Annotated in this window: 13 protein-coding genes, 1 tRNA gene and 2 pseudogenes; 6 read left to right on the top strand and 10 right to left on the bottom strand. The window is 67.1% G+C overall.

Features of this window, described 5'->3' with window-relative positions:
• Nucleotides 1-3: 3 nt before the first annotated feature.
• The 4 genes from AC07AB_RS27315 to AC07AB_RS27300 all read right to left on the bottom strand — a co-directional run bounded on the left by AC07AB_RS27315 (nt 4) and on the right by AC07AB_RS27300 (nt 4,387).
• On the bottom strand, nt 4-813 hold the full coding sequence (locus AC07AB_RS27315) for a VG15 protein (RefSeq protein ID WP_478571848.1): 810 nt from the start codon (nt 811-813) through the stop codon (nt 4-6).
• On the bottom strand, nt 810-2,228 hold the full coding sequence (locus tag AC07AB_RS27310; protein ID WP_478571845.1) for a phage portal protein: 1,419 nt from the start codon (nt 2,226-2,228) through the stop codon (nt 810-812). Before AC07AB_RS27310 ends, AC07AB_RS27315 begins: the two co-directional genes overlap by 4 nt.
• Before the next feature lie 21 nt (nt 2,229-2,249).
• On the bottom strand, nt 2,250-3,581 hold the full coding sequence (locus AC07AB_RS27305) for a terminase (protein ID WP_478571842.1): 1,332 nt from the start codon (nt 3,579-3,581) through the stop codon (nt 2,250-2,252).
• Nucleotides 3,582-3,925: 344 nt separating this feature from the next.
• Nucleotides 3,926-4,387 (bottom strand): phage terminase small subunit, encoded by a 462-nt coding sequence (locus AC07AB_RS27300; protein ID WP_478571840.1) that lies wholly within the window; start codon nt 4,385-4,387, stop codon nt 3,926-3,928.
• 70 nt (nt 4,388-4,457) lie between these two features.
• Between AC07AB_RS27300 and AC07AB_RS27295 the strand changes: the two genes are divergently transcribed.
• Nucleotides 4,458-4,628 (top strand): hypothetical protein, encoded by a 171-nt coding sequence (locus AC07AB_RS27295; RefSeq protein WP_478571838.1) that lies wholly within the window; start codon nt 4,458-4,460, stop codon nt 4,626-4,628.
• A 247-nt stretch (nt 4,629-4,875) separates the two neighbouring features.
• Entirely contained in the window at nt 4,876-5,061 is a 186-nt protein-coding gene (locus AC07AB_RS27290) for a hypothetical protein (protein WP_478571835.1), read from the top strand.
• A 1,258-nt stretch (nt 5,062-6,319) separates the two neighbouring features.
• On the opposite strand, the gene AC07AB_RS27285 is transcribed toward AC07AB_RS27290, so the two are convergent.
• Nucleotides 6,320-6,392, bottom strand: a tRNA-Asp gene (locus AC07AB_RS27285).
• A 328-nt stretch (nt 6,393-6,720) separates the two neighbouring features.
• Complete coding sequence (locus AC07AB_RS27280; RefSeq protein WP_478571833.1) at nt 6,721-8,439, bottom strand: recombinase family protein; 1,719 nt, start codon at nt 8,437-8,439, stop codon at nt 6,721-6,723.
• A gap of 50 nt (nt 8,440-8,489) precedes the next feature.
• On the opposite strand from AC07AB_RS27280, the pseudogene AC07AB_RS27275 reads away from it, so the two are divergent.
• Nucleotides 8,490-9,506 (top strand): annotated as a pseudogene (locus tag AC07AB_RS27275) (ABC transporter ATP-binding protein); the annotation flags it as partial.
• A 212-nt stretch (nt 9,507-9,718) separates the two neighbouring features.
• On the opposite strand, the gene AC07AB_RS27270 reads toward AC07AB_RS27275, so the two are convergent.
• The gene (locus AC07AB_RS27270) at nt 9,719-10,510 is read right to left on the bottom strand and encodes a metal-dependent hydrolase (protein WP_478571830.1); all 792 of its coding nucleotides are present in this window, start codon (nt 10,508-10,510) and stop codon (nt 9,719-9,721) included.
• 133 nt (nt 10,511-10,643) lie between these two features.
• On the opposite strand from AC07AB_RS27270, the gene AC07AB_RS27265 reads away from it, so the two are divergent.
• On the top strand, nt 10,644-13,157 hold the full coding sequence (locus tag AC07AB_RS27265) for a DEAD/DEAH box helicase (protein WP_478571827.1): 2,514 nt from the start codon (nt 10,644-10,646) through the stop codon (nt 13,155-13,157).
• A 52-nt stretch (nt 13,158-13,209) separates the two neighbouring features.
• Nucleotides 13,210-14,067, top strand: a pseudogene (locus AC07AB_RS27260) (acyl-CoA thioesterase); the annotation flags it as partial.
• A gap of 193 nt (nt 14,068-14,260) precedes the next feature.
• On the opposite strand, the gene AC07AB_RS27255 reads toward AC07AB_RS27260, so the two are convergent.
• Nucleotides 14,261-15,610, bottom strand: a complete 1,350-nt coding sequence (locus AC07AB_RS27255) for a DUF6397 family protein (protein WP_478571825.1) — start codon at nt 15,608-15,610, stop codon at nt 14,261-14,263.
• A 246-nt stretch (nt 15,611-15,856) separates the two neighbouring features.
• Nucleotides 15,857-16,270, bottom strand: coding sequence for a roadblock/LC7 domain-containing protein (locus AC07AB_RS27250; protein WP_478571822.1), 414 nt, complete (start codon nt 16,268-16,270; stop codon nt 15,857-15,859).
• 189 nt (nt 16,271-16,459) lie between these two features.
• Here AC07AB_RS27250 and AC07AB_RS27245 point away from each other — a divergent pair, with 189 nt between their 5' ends.
• Nucleotides 16,460-16,888: a PPOX class F420-dependent oxidoreductase gene (locus AC07AB_RS27245; protein WP_478571820.1), complete on the top strand. Its 429-nt coding sequence runs from the start codon at nt 16,460-16,462 to the stop codon at nt 16,886-16,888.
• A gap of 127 nt (nt 16,889-17,015) precedes the next feature.
• Here the strand turns inward: AC07AB_RS27245 and AC07AB_RS27240 are convergent, their stop codons facing one another.
• On the bottom strand, nt 17,016-17,978 hold the full coding sequence (locus AC07AB_RS27240) for a LysR substrate-binding domain-containing protein (RefSeq protein ID WP_478571817.1): 963 nt from the start codon (nt 17,976-17,978) through the stop codon (nt 17,016-17,018).
• Between the last annotated feature and the right edge of the window lie 34 nt (nt 17,979-18,012).

The raw sequence follows: 18,012 nt of genomic DNA, 5'->3' as shown, positions 1-18,012 counted from the left end.
GGGTCAATCTCCTTGTTTGTAGACCGGATACGGGTTGCCGTAGCGGCTCTCTCGGAATTCAATTTCACCGCTACGCAGCATCTCCCTGAACCGCGCGGCGTTCTTGGGGGGCCGCTGCTTGCGCCCGTAGACGGGTACTGCGACACAGCGACAACCGTTGTGCCACGGAGCCGCGTTAGCCGTGTGGTTGCCCGACTTGAACTTTCGGCCGGAACCGATGCCGACTCCCGCGCTGCGGGCCGTCTTGTAGAGGTTCGGACGTGCGGCGAGCGCTGCACAGAAGGCGCAGCAACGAGCCGACGCCTTCCGCTGGTAGCCAATAACCCTCGGGTCGTTGTTGATGAAGTAGGCCATAGCGTCCCGCCCGCCGGACATCACCATCCGGGACGCTTCGCCAAGATGGCGAGAGCCGACGAGACGTTGAATCTGCTCCTCTGGGACACCTTGAGAGCGCAGATAGGACGCGTGACGCTCCGCCTTGACCGACAGCCGCTTTGCTTCCGTCTCGGCCGTTCTGGACGCCGTGCGCGTCGCCTCTGCGTACGCCTCTTCCGTCGAGCGGAACAGCGACTCACCGAGGATCGCACGGCGATGCGACTGGTAGTAGCTCACCGAGACTCGTGCAGAGAGCGCGTAAGCCTCGGCTAGCACATGCTCCGCTAGGCGCGCGTACTGCGCCACTGAATACGGATCACTGATACGAACCCGCCCCCATGCGGACTGCAAACGTCTCAAAGCGCGACCGGACAGCGCGTGTTGCGCACGGGAGTGCAGCTCTGTCAGGGCCTCGGCACGGCTCTCATTGGGCGTCACCCGTCGCCCTCAACAGGCGCACTGTCAGCCCGCGTCTCGCGGGCCGTATGGTCCGCACCGAAAGCTGCCAGAGAGTCCGCAATGGCGTACGTATCAGCCTCGGCCTTGACCGTCCGCCAATGGTCGACGTCGAAAGTGGTCACACCAGGTATTCGCTCCCACAGGACCTCGGCCGGAACCCCGAGCATCTGCGACATCTTCCCAAGTGCGTCTACCGTGGCACTCAGTGAACGAGCCTCGGCGTCATGCCAAATGACACGCGCTTCGGCATCCTCGGCCGCACTAGCGTCCCCGTCCGCATACGCCGCAAGCCGGAGAACCTGCCCCCAGGACTGGCCAAACAGGGTTTGACGCTCATGGACTTTTCGCGAAAGCCCAGACTCAGCCGCCGTCAGCGCGTCGGCCGAAATGTTGACCATTCCACCGAGAAGGAAGTGTGGGGGGACTTGTGCGATCGCAGCCATGGCCTTGACTGCCGCTTCGCGCGACTGCAAGTAGCCATCGAGAGAGGTCTGTTCGAACTCGCCGAACCTGACGTTCTCGCCCGGCGTCGCCCACACTCGGTCCACAGCAGCCTGAAACGTCTCAACCGGCAGACCTGTGCGCGGGTCCTTCGGAATCTGAATCCCGGTCGCCCAACGCTGCCTGAACGCGCTGTAGGACTGCGCCACCAGCATGTCAAAAGTCGTGGACGTGATCCGATCCTGAATCGGCATCAGCGGCGCAACCTCGCCCAGCTCGTGAGGCAGGGTTTCCGGGCCGTCCGCCCACCGGTTGCGGAACTGTACGACCGGGCAACGACCCATACCATGCGGCTCAACCCGCCGGGTCAGCCATTCAGACGGATCATCGTCATCACCCTCGGGAACCCACAGCTCCGAGATATTCGCACTGTCCCACACCTGCCACGCCCCGAAGGAGGCTTTACCTTCTCGACGCACCCCGAGATACCGAACCGCGTAGTCAAGCCAATCAGCGTCAGCATCGTCCGCGACGCCGGTAACCGACAGGGGCGACATGGGCCGGATGACCGGCGCAGACTCCCCCGTGATGGGGTTCTCACCCGGCACCACCGAGACGTACGACTTCCCGAACGTGAGCGCAGCTCGATGCACTTGCGCCTGCCGCGAGTCCATCAGATTGTCAGCCCAATACCGCCACGGGCCCAAGTCCTCTGGACGGTCCGACCGGCGGTAGCCCTCAACCATGAGGTTCTGCGCGACAGTTGAGACGATGAGCGGTAGCCAATTCTCAAGTGCACGCGTCACCATGACGCCGAATTCGGCTTTGGCCTTCTTGGGGATGTATGGACGATCCTGCACGCCCCGGTAGTACTGATCCACCCTGGTCAACTCTGGCATTTCCGCCTTGCGTTGCACCAGGGCACCCGCCAGGGCGGAATGCGCATCACCCATGCCGGGTAGCCTCCTACGTACTCAGAAGCCGTACACGACCCCCGGTTCGGGATCACCCCACTTCTCCAGAACCCCGGCTTCCAGCGCCTTCCGGCGAGCTTCACGGGCGAGAATGAGACATACGGCTGAATCGATCTTGCGCGGGGATTCCCGTGCTTCCTTACCGAGGCCCACCCCGTATGCATTGGGGCGACGCCTAGCGTTCTTCAAGTGCGTGACCAAATAGGGGTCTTGGGCTATCGCAATGGCCTTCGCCTCGAAAGCGGCGACAACACCCTCTGCCGCTTGCGTGAATTCACGCACCCGGCGACGCATGTCGTACGCAACCGAATGTCCGGGACTCGCCTTGATGAACAGTGCATCGCGGAAGTCCTCGGCCCACCTGTCAACGTACGACTCATAGAACGCCAAGTCGGCATAGAACGCAGCCACTCGCCAACGCTCGAACGCCGACCGCACCACGCGGTCAACCTCTTCGCGCGGGACCTCCCACCCCTCGGCCGCCGGGCCGTCCGGCCTCTGCCAGACACCCAACGGCCACACGTAACCCGTCCGGACGTCACACGCCACAAGGGCAGTCGCGTCCGAGTAGTGATGGGTGCCACGCGACCCGTCGAACCCGAGAGTGATGATCGCACCATCCTCGGGCACCGTAGGAATTCCTACGGTGAGGGCCGCCTCTACGTCGGCTGGATCGAGCCACGCATCCGACGCAGCCACAACCCGCGAAAAGTAGAAGCGCAAGACCTCTTCCCGAGTGGTCCCCGGGTCGTAGATCTCATCTACCAGACGGTCAATCGAAATCCACGGACAGTACGCATAGCACTCCAGCAATGCGGCCCGCACCGACGCTTCGTCGGCTAGGTCCGTCTCCGGGGGTGCCTCCAACGCGGAGTACAAGAGCCCAGCACCAAACGGGACGCCGACAACCTTCAGGAAGGCTTCGTACGTCGCCTCTGCAACGGAGTTCTCACCCGGCGCGTGCGCATTGGTAGTCTCAATGCCACGCCCATCCACTTTGGCAGCGTTGCGCTTGAGTACCCGAGCGAGCTTATGGCCACCATTCGTATCCTTAAGGTGGTGCGGCTCATCTAGGGTGTAAAACGAAGTCCTGTTTCCCTCCAGGGACGCCGAAGCGGTCGTAACTGGCTCTAGCCGCCCCCGGCGGACGCGCCGCCCCACAGGGTGGCGCATCAAAATGCGCGTCTGCCCGACATCCAGACCGAATGCTTCGGCCATTTCCGGCCCCACCATGGCCCGAATAGACGCCATGGTGTTCTCAGTCTGGGCATACGAAACTGCGGCGAGCTGCACCAGTGGCGCGGGGTGAACCTTCCCGACCGCGACTCTCACGCCGAGAGCGGTAGTTACCACCCCATGCGGCAGGCACGGCCCACACAGTTCAAAGAGGCACAGCGCAGCGGCGAATGGGCCCTTACCCCACCCCTTGGACCGCCGTAGGGCCGCCCGGCGGAAGCGGAATCGGCCGCCCGAATCGACCGCGTAAAACCAAGCGATGAAATGCTCTTGCTCAGGCGTCGGCTCGAAAGGATCACCAGCGTGCTCGCCGTCCGGCTGAACCAGATGCGACCGCATCCACGCCACAGCCGCATAGCCAATGGACTCGTGGAACTCCGGCCAATTCTCGGGGTGCGTGCTGCGCGGGGCGTACTCGGGGATGGTGCCAATATGCGGCATCATCCACCCCCAAACAGTTTCACGACGTTCTCCGCCTCAACCTCACCGGCCACGGTCACCGACCGGGCCCCGGACCCTCCTCCGGTAGCCATCCGGCCTCGGAGTCGGTCAAGGTGCGTCGCACCGAGCAGGCTCTCGTTCTGCCGAATCTCTGACAGGACGTCCTTTGCGGCCCGCAGCTTGCGCGGGTCGTCCGCCGCCTTGCCGACAAGACGGTTGTAGCCGTCGACCAGCGGCAGCAGACTCAGCAGCCGTTGCCAGTCAGTCCCCTGAAAGGCAGCCGACTGTGGCGAGTTGGACCATGCGGCCCACCAATCCCGAGTAGCAGCAAGCCACTTCTTGGGCGTTGGCAACGGCGGGGCGGGTACGCCTTCGACGTCGGCAAGCTCACCGGCCGACATGCCGAGATTGGGTGTCCGACCGTGTTTCTCTTCCTTGGGCGGAGGGCCCATGCCTGCCATGGCACCCCCTTGCCGTCCCGTACGAGCGCACGCTACGTTGAAGCCTCACAGCCGAACGAGAGGCCAGCAGATGAGCGCGACACTGTTTGTTGAAGAGATCGATGGCATGACGTTCACCGCCATGCCGACCGAAGATGAGTATTGGGATTGGTACTGGACTACCCCCGCCGGTATCGCTGAGTGGGAAGCCGAACAGCGCGAGATCTCGCTGCTTCGCCGCCGTTTCGGCGGCATCATCTGACCTCAACGACCGACCCCCCGTCGACTCCGGCGGGGGGTCTTCGCATGCGCTCGCCCGTCCGCGCGCTGCGCGCGGGGCGTTGGCGTCACCACAGCGAAGGGGTGCAACTCTGGCTAGACGAGACCTGACGTCCTGTGCGCTCGTCTCACGGCCTCGCGGAGGCTCGCCGGACACCTAGGCCGTCCGGGGCGTGCGGGGCCCTCAGACGGCCGTACAGGGCGGCTTACAGGGCTGCTAGGCTGCGCCCATGACCAGTGAGAGCACGAACGGACACCTGTGGGACGCGCTCGCGTCGATCCTGAATGCGCTGGAAGCGGCAGGCGAGTCGCCCATCCCTGTCACAACACGCGGATTCTCAACCATCAATGGCACCAGCGGTCGGGCATACGCCGACCGCGAGTTGGGAAAGTGGGTGACCGACTCCAAGGACTAGGCGCGCGACCTCGCTGCCCCCGGCATACTGTCGGGGGCATTCTCTTTGCCAGAACACCTGCGCCGAGCCGTGATCTTCCGATATTCTCGGCCCATGACGAAACCCCCAGGACTCACACAGTCCGAAGCTCGCCGCATTGCCCGCGAACAAAAGGGCGTCGCCAAATCGGCGCGATGGTCCGAAGCAAAAGGACGTTGGGACACAAGTGGTTGGCCTGCCTCACACGAAGCGTGGATCGTAACCACGCTGGACGGTACGACCGTCATCGCGGACGGTAGCGCATAAGCCCTGCGCGCCCGCCTAACGGCCTCGTGACCTACGAGCGAGGGAAACCCCCGCCCGCAGACCACGGGGCCGTCTGACGCGCACTCTGGGATTCCTTGGGGCATGTGCTCACGTGTGTGCGCGCGTGTATGCGGCCTGCGCCACCCCGGGTTTCGGATCATCGTCGCAGGTCACGCACCGTGGCGAAGGTCCGCCGCGAAAAGTCCCAGACCTGTACGCAGCGGCTCGCGCTATCGGCCCCGGCCTGGAGGCCAAGCTCCGAGGGGGGCACTCCCCTACTCTCAGTTACTGGAATCCTTGTGCGCTCACGTTTCGCAATCTCGTTGCGCACGCTTCGCGGCGCGTGAACCATCGCGTGAACTCACACGCATTCACGTTCAGTTCGCTTCACTTCGCGCTTTCGCGCGCTTCGAACGGTGACAGCTCAGCGCTTCGTTCACGCGTAGGTAGCTTGGCGTTCTTCGCTGTCGCGCCTTCGCTTGCGCTCTTGCGCCTGTGATGCCATTCGCATAGCGCTTGAAGGTTCTCGCGCGAATGATCATCACCAGCGATGACGTGATCGCATTGGTTCGCGTACCGGCCGCAGCGCTGCCCAGTGTCGGCGCGTACCCACTCACAGGAGTGGTCGGCATCCATGAGCACACGGGCCCGTACACCCGCCCAGTTGGCCGGGAGTCGCGCCCGGCGGGTACTGCCCTCCCATGCCATGCGGCCCCCTCTCGGAGGGTCCCCGCATAGGGGGCCCCGTACGGAACCCCCGCCTTGGGACCCTAGGGATCAGCGTAGGAATTCCTACGCTGATCGGTGGAATGCCCGGAGTCGAACCGGGTTCGGGACCCGAGTAGGGGTCCCTGCGTCCAACGCACACTCCCAGCAGGTAGCGACCCCACCTTGCACCCGCCCGGGGATCAGCCGGGACGGGTCGATCATGCCGCGCAAAGGACCTTCTCCGGGTCTTCCCCTGCGCGACTCGCGCCCCCTACGGGATTCGAACCCGTCGCCTCCGCCTCGACAGGGCAGTGCTCAATCCGCTGAGCTAAGGGGGCAAGAAGCTCGCCTAGAGGCTCAACCGTGGGAAGAGAACCACGGGAGCACTCTAGGCGGGTGAGTCGCTCGCTGGGCGTCGCGTAGTTTCGCGCACGCGCACGCGCGGAGCGGCTACATAAGAGTTAAGACGGGGCGGGGGTACACGGATCTACCCTCTCCCCACGACCCCCCGAGATGGGAAGACACAAAACGTCTTCCCGTACCTTCTTCCTAATGTGCGTATCAGGAAAGAAGGAACGGGAAGACGTTTTGTGTCTGCACTTCGTCACTGAACGTAAAAAAGGCGACCCTCTCGACTCCGGAGAGTGAGAGGGTCGCCTTCGCTGGTTACGGGTGTTGGGGGCGGGACCCGCGCCCCCGCTCCTTCAAGCGCACTCGCCGTGGCGGCTCACCCGCCCAGTTGATCACTACCCGCGCGTCCCCATTGAAGGGTTGCCCCCGGTAATCGGCCTTTTTGATCCAAATCTCATCAATCGCAATACCCGTTAGCGCTCGACGCAACGACATATCCGCTGCTTTCCAGATCTCCCGCAATGACTCATCGTCCGAGTCCAGCAACCACGAGACATCGACGTCACTTGTAGCTCCGCTGTCTGCCAACGCTTGCTGAGCTGCTGTCACTCGCGCATTACCCTCTGCTAGGTCAGACGTGAAGAACTGTTCTGACGGGCCGTCATACAATCCTGCTTTGCGATCGTCCCAAACGCGCTTGAGGGCCCGCTGCGCGCGGTCTAGCGCATCCCTGTGCTCTTGCTCATCCTCGCTCTCTTGGGGCTTCCTGACGGCCCTCCAGCGCCGTACAGCCTCAATCATGATGGGGTCGTCAGCTTCGGCATTCCCCAGACGGCTTCGGACCTGTGCCGACACATAGGACTCAATGGATGCAGCCGCCGCAGAAGCCGGGTTGAGGCAACGGCCTTTGCTCCCTGCCTTGGACTTCCAGCACCCGTACCCCCTGCCCTGCCATGGTGCGGACCCTTCGCACCCATCGCAGCACGCCATACCCGTTAGTTGATATTTGGCTTTGGTGTCGTGCTGCGTCCCGTCGCTAGGTACGCCGATACCAGGTGGCGTGGAACCCACATTGTCTAGAGCGGCTTGCCGCTCCTCATCGGAAACCAGCGCCGGACCGTCCATGACGGATACGCGGTTGCCGTCTGCATCTCGGTACAGCACTCGTCGCCCTTTGTTGTCTTGCCGCCCAGTGGTCTGCCACCCGGCATACGCCGGATTGTTGATCATGTCCCGCACTGTGGCCAGGCTCCAGCCGTCTTCACCAGTCGGGCTAGGTACACGCTCTGCCCCCAACCGTAGGGCTACGTTCCTCAAGCTCAACCCATCAGTGACCGGCCACGTGTGGACTAGACGCGCAATTGCCGCCTTAGTTCGGCCGTCCGGGTCGCCGGACAGCTCTGCCGACACCCGTAGCTTGCGTTCGTCGTAGAGGTCTCCCTCATCGTCCTGCGTCTCGATGAGCACGACTTCCAGCCCATACGGTGCATGCGCGCTGGTCCACTCACCGTTGGCACGCTGATGGTCCTTTGTGTTGCGCACACGTTCCGAAAGGTTCTCGGTTTCCTCACGCGCGTCCTCCGCACGCCGGATCAACTCCCCTCGGTCACGGGGGTTGGAAGAGTCCAGCTCGGGTCTCGCGACGTCCTCATTCCAACCAAACAGCAGCCGCCGGGGTTGACCGTCTGGCGGCTCGATGATTGAGAGGATCGCTCCCGCTCCTCGACGGTCCCAACGGTCTAGCCGGAAACACCAAAGCGCACCGATCTCCCCCTTTACGAGCGCAGCTAGCGCGACGTCTTGATCTGTGCGCTTCCCCTTCTTCTTGCGGAACCTGCTTGCTGATCCGACCTCCTTGTGCACGTTGCGCACTGTGAGTCCTAGTTGAGCCGCCACCCTTCGGCCCAACGTCTCTTGCGCCGCGATTGAGATTTCCTTCTTGCCACCCCGGCTTGCTCTGCTCTTGACTGCGGCCGACTTCCGGCAGAACAGGTCTATCAACATGGTCGGGTCGGGCCCGGTTTCCGTGTCCATGGACGGATCATTGCACGTCAGAGACAGGGTATGGAAGTGATTAACGACCCTGGGAGCGCTACACGATGTGGCTGCGCACCGTGCTCTTCCCGGTCATCAACATCTCGCACGCGCTGCTCTTCGGCACCGTGCTGATCGTCGGCGGCGTCTTCGTGCTGTGGGGCTGGATCTCGGTGGGGCAGCTGACCACGGGGGCCCTCCTCGCACAGATGCTGATCGACCCCATCGGGCTCATCCTCCGGTGGTACGACGAGCTTCAAGTCGCCCAAGTGTCGCTGGCCCGGCTGGTCGGTGTGCGGGAGATCGAGCCGGAGGACGCGGACGGCCAGGTCACTCCGGACGGCAGGCATGTCCGGGCGGACGAGGTCCGCTTCGGTTACCGGTCCGGTCACGACGTATTGCACGATGTCTCGCTCGATGTGCGGCCGGGCACCCGGCTCGCGCTGGTCGGACCGTCCGGGGCGGGAAAGTCGACGCTCGGCCGGCTGATCGCGGGGATCTACGCGCCGCGTACGGGCGAGGTGACGCTGGGCGGAGCGGAGCTGGCTCGGATGCCGGCCGAGCGGGTGCGTGAGCATGTCGCACTGGTCAACCAGGAACATCACGTCTTCGTGGGCTCGCTCCGCGACAATCTGCTGCTGGCCCGGACGGGCGCGAGCGACACGGAGCTGTGGGCGGCGCTCGGCGCGGTGGACGCCGACGGCTGGGCGCGCGCCCTGGGCGAGGAACTGGATACCGAGGTCGGCTCGGGCGGCACCGCGCTCACCCCGGCCCAGGCTCAGCAGGTGGCCTTGGCGCGCCTGGTCCTCGCCGACCCGCACACGCTCGTCCTCGACGAGGCGACCTCGCTCCTCGACCCCCGCGCGGCCCGGCATCTGGAACGGTCGCTGGCCCGTGTGCTGGAGGGCCGTACGGTCGTGGCGATAGCGCACCGCCTGCACACCGCACACGACGCGGACGTCATCGCGGTGGTGGCGGAGGGCCGCATCAGCGAGCTGGGCAGCCACGACGAACTGGTCGCCGCCGACGGCGCGTACGCGGCGCTGTGGCGCTCCTGGCACCAGTAGCCGCCGGACCGGCGGAAGGCAGGGCTCCGGCGCCATGGGCCGGCCCGTCATGCCTGGTGGATCAGCGCGCGGCGTCAGACGCGGGGCACCGCGAGGCGGAGGAGCGTCCGCATCCGGGATGTATGCGGACGTTCCGACAGTGCGAGGGTCCGGAGCTGTCGTCGCTCGTCCGCCAGGGATGAGCGGGACAACCCTCAGGGGGCTGGGCGCGGTCAGATGTAGTCGAGCGCGCCCAGTCCGCCGAGACCGCCGAGGAACATGAAGACCGGCGTCAGGACCTTCAGCTCGACCCAGCTGCCGGCCCGGAACCGCATGCCCTTCGGGGGACCCAGCGGGTGCCAGCGCTTGCGGCCGATGGGGATGGGCCACAGGATCGGGCAGCCGGAGACGGTCAGGGCGTCGCCGATGTCGTGGACCAGCGCTCCGAGGATGATCGGCAGCCCCAGCCACAGGTACTCCTGACCGGAGCCGGTGAACAGCCAGTCCGATCCGTTGCCCGGTTTGTTCAGGATGTCGGCGAGCATCCAGGCGCTGGTCGCGCCGAGCAGCCAGACCAGGACGTCGCTCGATGTCCGGGCCATCCGCCACAGCAGCCCCTCGACGGCGAGCACCAGGTGGACGAAGAGGATTCCGAGCACCGCCCAGCGGCCTCCGGTCATCGCCAGCGCCGAGGCGCCGGCGCCGATGAGGACCGCCCACAGCCAGGTGTGGGTGAGCGTGCGGTGACCGCCGGAGCGCCGTGCGTCGCCCCGCATCCGGGTGGCCTTGTAGACGGCGTGCGAGAGTTTGTCGACAACCTCGCACAGGGTGCGTGAGATCGGGCCGAAGGCCCGCGATATCGTCGCCTGCTTGTGGTCGAGGTCCGGTGCGAGCGCCGCACCGGCGCAGATCAGTGCGCCGACGATGAGCACCGGCCAGGGCATCGGATGGCCCGCGCCCGCGGTGGCCGCGCCCACCCCCAGCCAGGCTGCCGCCCCGGACAGCGAGTGCGCCGGTCCCATCATGCTCGTTCCCACCCCTTTGGTCGCCGGCGTCTCGGATCGGTGACGCCCGGTCGGCGACACAGCGTAGCGTCAGATGATCTACGTAGGACCCGCCGGTTCCCGCGCACGGCTCCAAGGCAGGCAGTATGGGGGCGTGACCCTTATCGATCAGACGCCGAGCACCGCCGACCCCGACGCCCTCTTCGAAGCTTTCTCCAGCTGGGCCCAGGAGCGGGGCATCGTGCTGTACCCCGCTCAGGAGGAGGCGCTGATCGAGGTGGTCTCCGGAGCCAATGTCATCTTGTCGACGCCGACCGGCTCCGGTAAGAGCCTGGTCGCGGCCGGTGCGCACTTCGCCGCGCTCGCCAATGACCAGGTGACCTTCTACACCGCTCCGATCAAGGCGCTGGTCTCGGAGAAGTTCTTCGACCTGTGCAAGCTCTTCGGCACCGAGAACGTCGGCATGCTCACCGGCGACGCATCCGTCAACGCCGACGCGCCCGTCATCTGCTGCACGGCCGAGGTGCTCGCCTCGATCGCGCTGCGGGACGGCAAGAACGCCGACGTCGGCCAGGTCGTGATGGACGAATTCCACTTCTACGCCGAGCCGGACCGGGGCTGGGCTTGGCAGATTCCGCTGCTGGAGCTTCCCCACGCGCAGTTCGTGCTGATGTCGGCGACGCTCGGCGACATGAAGCGGTTCGAGGAGGACCTGACCCGCCGCACCGGCCGGCCCACCACGGTCGTGCGATCGACGACCCGCCCCGTGCCGCTCAGCTACGAATACCGCACGACGCCGTTGACGGAGACGCTCACCGAACTGCTGGAGACCCACCAGGCGCCCGTCTACATCGTGCACTTCACGCAGGCGGCGGCCGTGGAGCGGGCGCAGGCGCTGATGAGCATCAACATGTGCACGCGTGCGGAGAAGGACGAGATCGCCAAGCTGATCGGCAATTTCCGGTTCACCACCAAGTTCGGCCGGAACCTCTCCCGCTACGTACGGCACGGCATCGGCGTGCACCACGCGGGGATGCTGCCGAAGTACCGGCGGCTGGTAGAGCGGCTGGCACAGGCCGGGCTGCTGAAGGTCATCTGCGGTACGGACACGCTCGGCGTGGGCGTCAATGTGCCGATCCGCACGGTGCTGTTCACGGCGCTGACCAAATACGACGGGCAGCGTGTACGGACACTGCGCGCGCGGGAGTTCCACCAGATCGCAGGGCGTGCCGGGCGGGCGGGCTTCGACACCGCCGGGTTCGTCGTGGCGCAGGCTCCCGAGCATGTCGTCGAGAACGAGAAGGCGCTCGCCAAGGCGGGCGACGACCCGAAGAAGCGCCGCAAGGTGGTCCGCAAGAAGGCTCCCGAGGGCTTCGTCAACTGGGGCGAGAACACCTTCGAGAAGCTCATCGCCTCCGAACCCGAGGCGCTGACCTCCCGCTTCCGCGTGACGCACGCGATGCTCCTGTCGGTCATCGCCCGGCCGGGCAATGCCTTCGAGGCGATGCGCCACCTGCTGGAGGACAACCACGAGCCCCGCAAGAACCAGCTGCGGGACATCCGGCGGGCCATCGCCATCTACCGCTCGCTGCTCGACGGCGGGGTCGTCGAGCGGCTCGACGAGCCCGACGCGGAGGGGCGCATCGTCCGGCTGACGGTCGACCTCCAGCAGAACTTCGCGCTCAACCAGCCGCTGTCCACCTTCGCGCTCGCGGCCTTCGAGCTCCTGGACCCCGAATCCCCCTCCTACGCCCTGGACATGGTCTCCGTGGTGGAGTCCACGCTGGACGACCCGCGGCAGATCCTGGCGGCGCAGCAGAACAAGGCGCGCGGCGAGGCGATCGCGCTGATGAAGGCGGACGGCGTCGAGTACGAGGACCGCATGGAGCGGCTCCAGGACGTGACGTACCCCAAGCCGCTGGAGGAACTGCTCTTCCACGCCTACGGGGTCTACCGCAAGAGCCACCCGTGGGTCGGCGACCACCCGCTGTCGCCGAAGTCCGTCATCCGTGACATGTACGAACGGGCCATGACGTTCACGGAGTTCACCGCCCACTACGACCTCGCGCGCACCGAGGGCATCGTGCTGCGCTACCTCGCCAGTTCGTACAAGGCGTTGGACCACACCGTCCCGGACGACCTCAAGTCCGATGACTTCCAGGACCTCATCGCCTGGCTCGGCGAGATGGTGCGGCAGGTCGACTCCAGCCTCCTCGACGAGTGGGAGCAGCTCGCCAACCCGGAGGACGAGACGGCCGAGCAGGCCCAGGAGCGCGCCGACCAGGTCAAGCCGGTCACGGCGAACGGCCGTGCCTTCCGGGTGCTGGTGCGCAACGCCATGTTCCGCCGCGTCGAGCTCGCCGCGCTCGACAAGGTGGAGGAACTCGGCGAGATGGACGCCGACGCGGGATGGGACGCGGACCGGTGGGGCGAGGCGATGGACGCCTACTGGGATGAGTACGAGGACCTGGGCACCGGCCCGGACGCGCGCGGGCCGAAGCTGCTGCAGATCGAGGAGCGGCCCGAGGACCGGCTGTGGCGGGTGCGGCAGACCTTCGCCGACCCGAACGGCGACCACGACTGGGGCATCTCGGCCGAGGTGGACCTCGCCGCCTCCGACGAGGAGGGGCGTGCGGTGGTGCGGGTCATGGACGTCGGCCAGCTGTAGTCTCCCAGTCGCCATCCCCCTGGCCCGCCCGCCCAGCAGAGGAGCACCACCGATGCCCACGCCCGCCGACCGGCTCGTCGACCTGCTCGACCTGGAGCGGATCGAGCAGGACATCTTCCGCGGCCGCAGCCCCGACGAGTCGCTGCAGCGGGTCTTCGGCGGGCAGGTGGCCGGGCAGGCGCTGGTCGCGGCCGGCCGGACCACCGACGGGGAGCGCCCGGTGCACTCGCTGCACGCGTACTTTCTGCGCCCGGGCCGGCCGGGGGTGCCGATCGTGTACCAGGTGGAGCGGGTCCGGGACGGGCGCTCCTTCACCACCCGCCGGGTGGTGGCGGTCCAGCAGGGTCGGACGATCTTCAACTTGACTGCCTCCTTCCATCGTCCCGAACCGGGCTTCGAGCACCAGGTGCCGATGCCCGAAGTGCCCGGCCCGGAGAATCTGCCGACGCTCACCGACGAGATCCGCACCCATCTCGGCGACCTGCCCATTACCTTGCAGCGCATGGAGCGCCGCCAAGCCTTCGACATCCGGTACGTGGACCGGCTGCGCTGGACGCCCCAGGAGCTGCGGGGCGCCGAGCCGCGCAGCGCGGTGTGGATGCGCGCGGTGGGCCCGCTCGGCGACGACCCCCTGGTGCACACCTGCGCCGTTACCTATGCCAGCGATATGACGCTCCTCGACGCGGTGCGCATCCCCATCGAGCCGCTGTGGGGCCCGCGCGGCTTCGATATGGCCAGCCTCGACCACGCCATGTGGTTCCATCACCCCTTCCGGGCCGACGAGTGGTTCCTCTACCAGCAGGAGTCGCCCATCGCGACGGGCGGCAGAGGGCTGGCCCGGGGCCAGATCTTCGACCGCGAGGGCAAGCTCCTCGTGTCAGTGATGCAGGAAGGGCTCTTCCGCGCCGTGGCACCAGCACCGGACGGCGCGACGGACGCCAGAACTTCGACCCACAGCACGACGAGCGGCAACTCGACGAGCGGCAGCGGGACGACGGACAGCGCGGAAGTCGACGGCGCTACGGCCGGCAGCACGGGAACCGACGCCGCAAGCCGCTCCTAGAGGGCGGACCGCCCGGTCGGCCGATCCCAAGAGGTGTGCCCTAGGGAATCCGCGTCGTACGGGCCGACTTCCCCCGCCCTCCCTGTGCGCTGCGCTCGCCGGCCTGGTCGTCCCGGCCGGGACCGCGGTGTTTGCGGCGGCGGAGACGCGCCCACAGTCCGTGCCGCGCCCTCGGCACGGACTCCCGCCGAGCCAGGGTTTCGCGCCGCTGAGTCCGGTGAGTCGGGCGAGTCAGCTGAGCCCGGCACCCGGGTTCGAGGGGATGCTCCGTCTCAGGCCGCGCGTCGGGGTCGGGGCGCTGTCCCAGCGGAGACCGAAACTCACGGTCTGGCCGCAGCCTTGGCACTCGCTCCAGCTGAGGCACCCGCTCCGGCTCCGGCCCTCGCTCCGGCTCTGGATCCAGTCCCTGGGCCGAATCCAGCACCGGGCTTGGCCTCAGGGCTGACCCCGGCTCCAACCCCCACTTCGGCTCCAGCTGCGGAACCGGCCCCAGGGCCGAATCCAGCACCCGGCTTGGACTCAGGACCGACCCCGACTCCAAGCCCCGCCCCGACTCCAGGACCGGCCACGGCTCCAGGACCAGCCTCGGCTCCGGAGCCGACTCCTGCTCCGGACGCGGCGCGGGTCGCACGTCTCTCGCCTCCTCCAGCAGGACGGTGAGTCCGAGTCGGAGCCAGGCGATCTCGTCCGGGTCGTCTGCGACGGTCAGCTTCTCGGCCACCTCTCGCGCCGCAGCCGCGTCCGTAGGCACCGGCGAGAGGACGGGGCGCAGCGTGCACAGATGCGTGCGCTCGTACGGATCGGGCACGGCTTCGGCCAGTTGGTCGGCGTCGAGCAGCGCCGCCGTGACCGCCGCCCGTCCCCAGGGGTCCTCGGTCTGTGCTGTCAGCTCTTCGCGCCGTCGATGGCGCCACCTGCGCCCCCGCCGGTCCTCGCCCCCGGCGAGCGCCTCCCGCATCGCGAGCGGGGCCCGGCCGGTCAGCAGCTCCGGCTCCCGGTCGGCGAACTCGACGAGCTCCGCCGCGAGATAGAGCCAGACCACGGTGCGGTAGCGGTTCACATAGAAGCCCACCGGGTCGAAGCAGCCGGCGCGCGCGAGGCGGCCGAAGCGGGACGCGCTGATGCCCATCAGCGCGGAACCCTCCGTAGTACCGAGCGTCCATACCCGGGCGCGCAGCGCCTCCGGGAACCCCACGTCCGCGGTGTGCCGCTCGATCTCCTCGCGCGCCACTCGCCGCTTGCCCTGCGAGGCCGCCGGGAGGGTCCGTACCGCCCCCAGCCGCACCGCCAGCTCGAACTCCCTGGGCTTGAGCCGCAGTTCCCTCGCGGCGGTCCCGAGCGGCACGCTCTGCCCCTCACCCCGTACCGCCCCGCGCTCCCGCACCGCCATGACGCCCTCCCCCGCAGACCTCAATCACTGACAGTGACGACTGTACTGCGGTTGGCGACGACGCGCCTCCCCTTGTGGATAACCCCGTAAATGCCTGGTCAGAAGGGTCAGACGGGCAGAGGGATCAGCGGAGTCAGAAGGAGAAGGGTCGGACCGGCCGAGCTACCACCCCGGGCCCAGGGCCGAACCCAAGCCCGCCCCGGCCCCGAGCCCACCCCCCGGTCCCAGATCCGGTCCCAGGTCAGGTCAGAGCGAAGAGCCCCCAGCCCCGCCCTGCCTGCGCGCCCCCACGCTCAAGTGCTCCCCCACCCGGTTCACGAGCAACGTCATCTCGTACGCGACCTGCCCGATGTCCGCCTCGGCGCCGCTGAACACGCACAGGCAGCTCCCGTCCCCCGCCGCCGTGACGAACAGCATCCCGTCGTCGAATTCGATCATCGTCTGCCGCACCCGGCCCACCTTGAAGTGGTGGCCGGAGCCCTTCGCGAGGCTGTGCAGCCCGGCGGAGACGGCCGCCAAGTGCTCGGCGTCCTCTCGCGCCAGGCCCGAACTCGCGCCCGTCACCAGCCCGTCGTTGGACAGAACCAGCGCGTGCCGTATCTCCTCGATCCGACTCGTCAGGTCGTCGAGCAACCAGTCGAGTCCCTTGCGCAGTGCCATACCCCGCCTCCCCGTGCGAATGTTCCCCGTCATTCCCCGTTATTCCCGTTATTCCCCGTCATTCCCGTTGTTGCTGTTCCCCGTTATTCCCCCGTAACTGCCGTGCCAGCCTTGCTCACGTACGCCGTCCGGGCAACCCGCCCGGCCCGCCTGCGCGCCTCTGTACAGGGGTTGGCACAGGATGGGGACATGGCAGAGAAGATGAGCAAGGACCAATGGCACGCGTTCCTCTCGGAGTCCACCCGCACCGCGAAGGTGTCGACCGTACGAGCCGACGGCAGCCCGCACATCGCGCCCGTCTGGTTCCTGCTGGACGGTGACGATCTGGTCTTCAACACCGGTGCGGACACGGTCAAGGGGCGCAATCTGGCACGAGACGGTCGGATCTCGATCTGCGTGGACGACGACCGGCCGCCGTTCTCCTTCGTCACGCTCCAGGGCCGCGCGGAGCTGATCGACGACCTCGCGGAGGTACGGACCTGGGCGACGCGCATCGGGGCCCGTTACATGGGCGCGGAGCGAGGTGAGGAGTTCGGCGAGCGCAACGGCGTGCCCGGCGAACTGCTGGTCCGCGTCCGTATCGACAAGGCCGTGGCACTGGCGGACCTCGCCGACTGACCGCGCGGACCGCCGCATCACCCCCGACGGCGCCGACGGCCCCGACCGCCCGCGACAGCCGAGAACGCGACAGCCGAGGAGCTCCCGCCGACCAGAGAGCCCCAGCCGGTCAAAGAGCCCCAGCCGGTCAAGGCGACCCAACCGGTCCAGGGTCCTCGGAACCCCCCAGCCGCAGCCCGTGCGCCTCCCTCCGCAGATGTTCCAGCAGCGCACGGGCCGCCGGTGAGCAAGGCCGGTCGGCGGGGCGCAGCACCCCCACGCTCCGGCGGATGGACTTCAGCGGCGTCTCGATGAAGGCCAGCTTGTCGTCGTGTTCGGCGATCAGCATGGGCAGGGCCGCGATCACATCGGTCGACACGAGCAGTTGCCGCAGGGTGAGGATGGACGTGCACTCGATGCGGTTGTCGGGGATCGGTACGCCCTGGTGGAGGAAGGATTCCTCCAGTTCCGCCCGTAGCGCGGTCTGTTCGACGGGGAAGACCCAGGGGTAGCCGAGCAGTTGTTCCAGAGAGGTTTCGGCTCTCTCGTGCACCGGATGCCCGACGCGCGCGACGAGCTGGATCGGTTCGAGGTAGAGCTGTTCCTGCGTCAGCCGCGGCGGCGGGGTGGCGGAGGTCAGGCGGCCCACCGTCAGGTCGATCTCCCCGGCGAGCAGCGCGGTGTGCAGCACGTCGGGGGTCGCTTCCCGTACGACGACCGTCAAGCGCGGGTGCTCGGCCTTGAGGGCCGCGATGGCCCGGGGCAGCAGCAGGTTCGAGCCCGCCAGGTGGGTGCCCACGGTCACCGAACCGATCTCGCCCTGGGCGAGCAGTTCGATCTGGCGGCCCGCCTGGCGCAGCTGGGCGAGCATCGCGTAGGCGTGCTCGATGAAGGACTCGCCGTAGATCGTCGGGGTCACGCCGCGCGGGCCGCGGTCGAAGAGCGGTACGCCGAGGATCGCCTCCAGCTCGTGCAGCCCCCGGGTGACGACGGGCTGGGTGATGTGCAGCGTCTCGGCGGCCCGCATGATGCCGCCCTGGTCGGCGATGGCCGCCACCAGGGTCAGATGGCGCAGCTTGAGCCGCCCGTCCAGGAGTCGGTCGACCGTCATGACCAGATGGTATGCCCGTATGGGCATGGGTGGG

The sequence above is a fragment of the Streptomyces sp. NPDC044033 genome (assembly GCF_056434425.1).
Note: the sequence above shows the minus strand (reverse complement) of the source record. Positions and strands in the feature narration are given on the sequence as shown.

Coding starts and splice junctions, on each gene's coding strand:
- AC07AB_RS27240 (WP_478571817.1), bottom strand. CDS start 17,978: ATGACGGTCGACCGACTCCTGGACGGGCGGCTCAAGCTGCGCCATCTG.
- AC07AB_RS27300 (WP_478571840.1), bottom strand. CDS start 4,387: ATGGCAGGCATGGGCCCTCCGCCCAAGGAAGAGAAACACGGTCGGACA.
- AC07AB_RS27310 (WP_478571845.1), bottom strand. CDS start 2,228: ATGGGTGATGCGCATTCCGCCCTGGCGGGTGCCCTGGTGCAACGCAAG.
- AC07AB_RS27295 (WP_478571838.1), top strand. CDS start 4,458: ATGAGCGCGACACTGTTTGTTGAAGAGATCGATGGCATGACGTTCACC.
- AC07AB_RS27280 (WP_478571833.1), bottom strand. CDS start 8,439: ATGGACACGGAAACCGGGCCCGACCCGACCATGTTGATAGACCTGTTC.
- AC07AB_RS27250 (WP_478571822.1), bottom strand. CDS start 16,270: ATGGCACTGCGCAAGGGACTCGACTGGTTGCTCGACGACCTGACGAGT.
- AC07AB_RS27245 (WP_478571820.1), top strand. CDS start 16,460: ATGGCAGAGAAGATGAGCAAGGACCAATGGCACGCGTTCCTCTCGGAG.
- AC07AB_RS27255 (WP_478571825.1), bottom strand. CDS start 15,610: ATGGCGGTGCGGGAGCGCGGGGCGGTACGGGGTGAGGGGCAGAGCGTG.
- AC07AB_RS27270 (WP_478571830.1), bottom strand. CDS start 10,510: ATGATGGGACCGGCGCACTCGCTGTCCGGGGCGGCAGCCTGGCTGGGG.
- AC07AB_RS27290 (WP_478571835.1), top strand. CDS start 4,876: ATGACCAGTGAGAGCACGAACGGACACCTGTGGGACGCGCTCGCGTCG.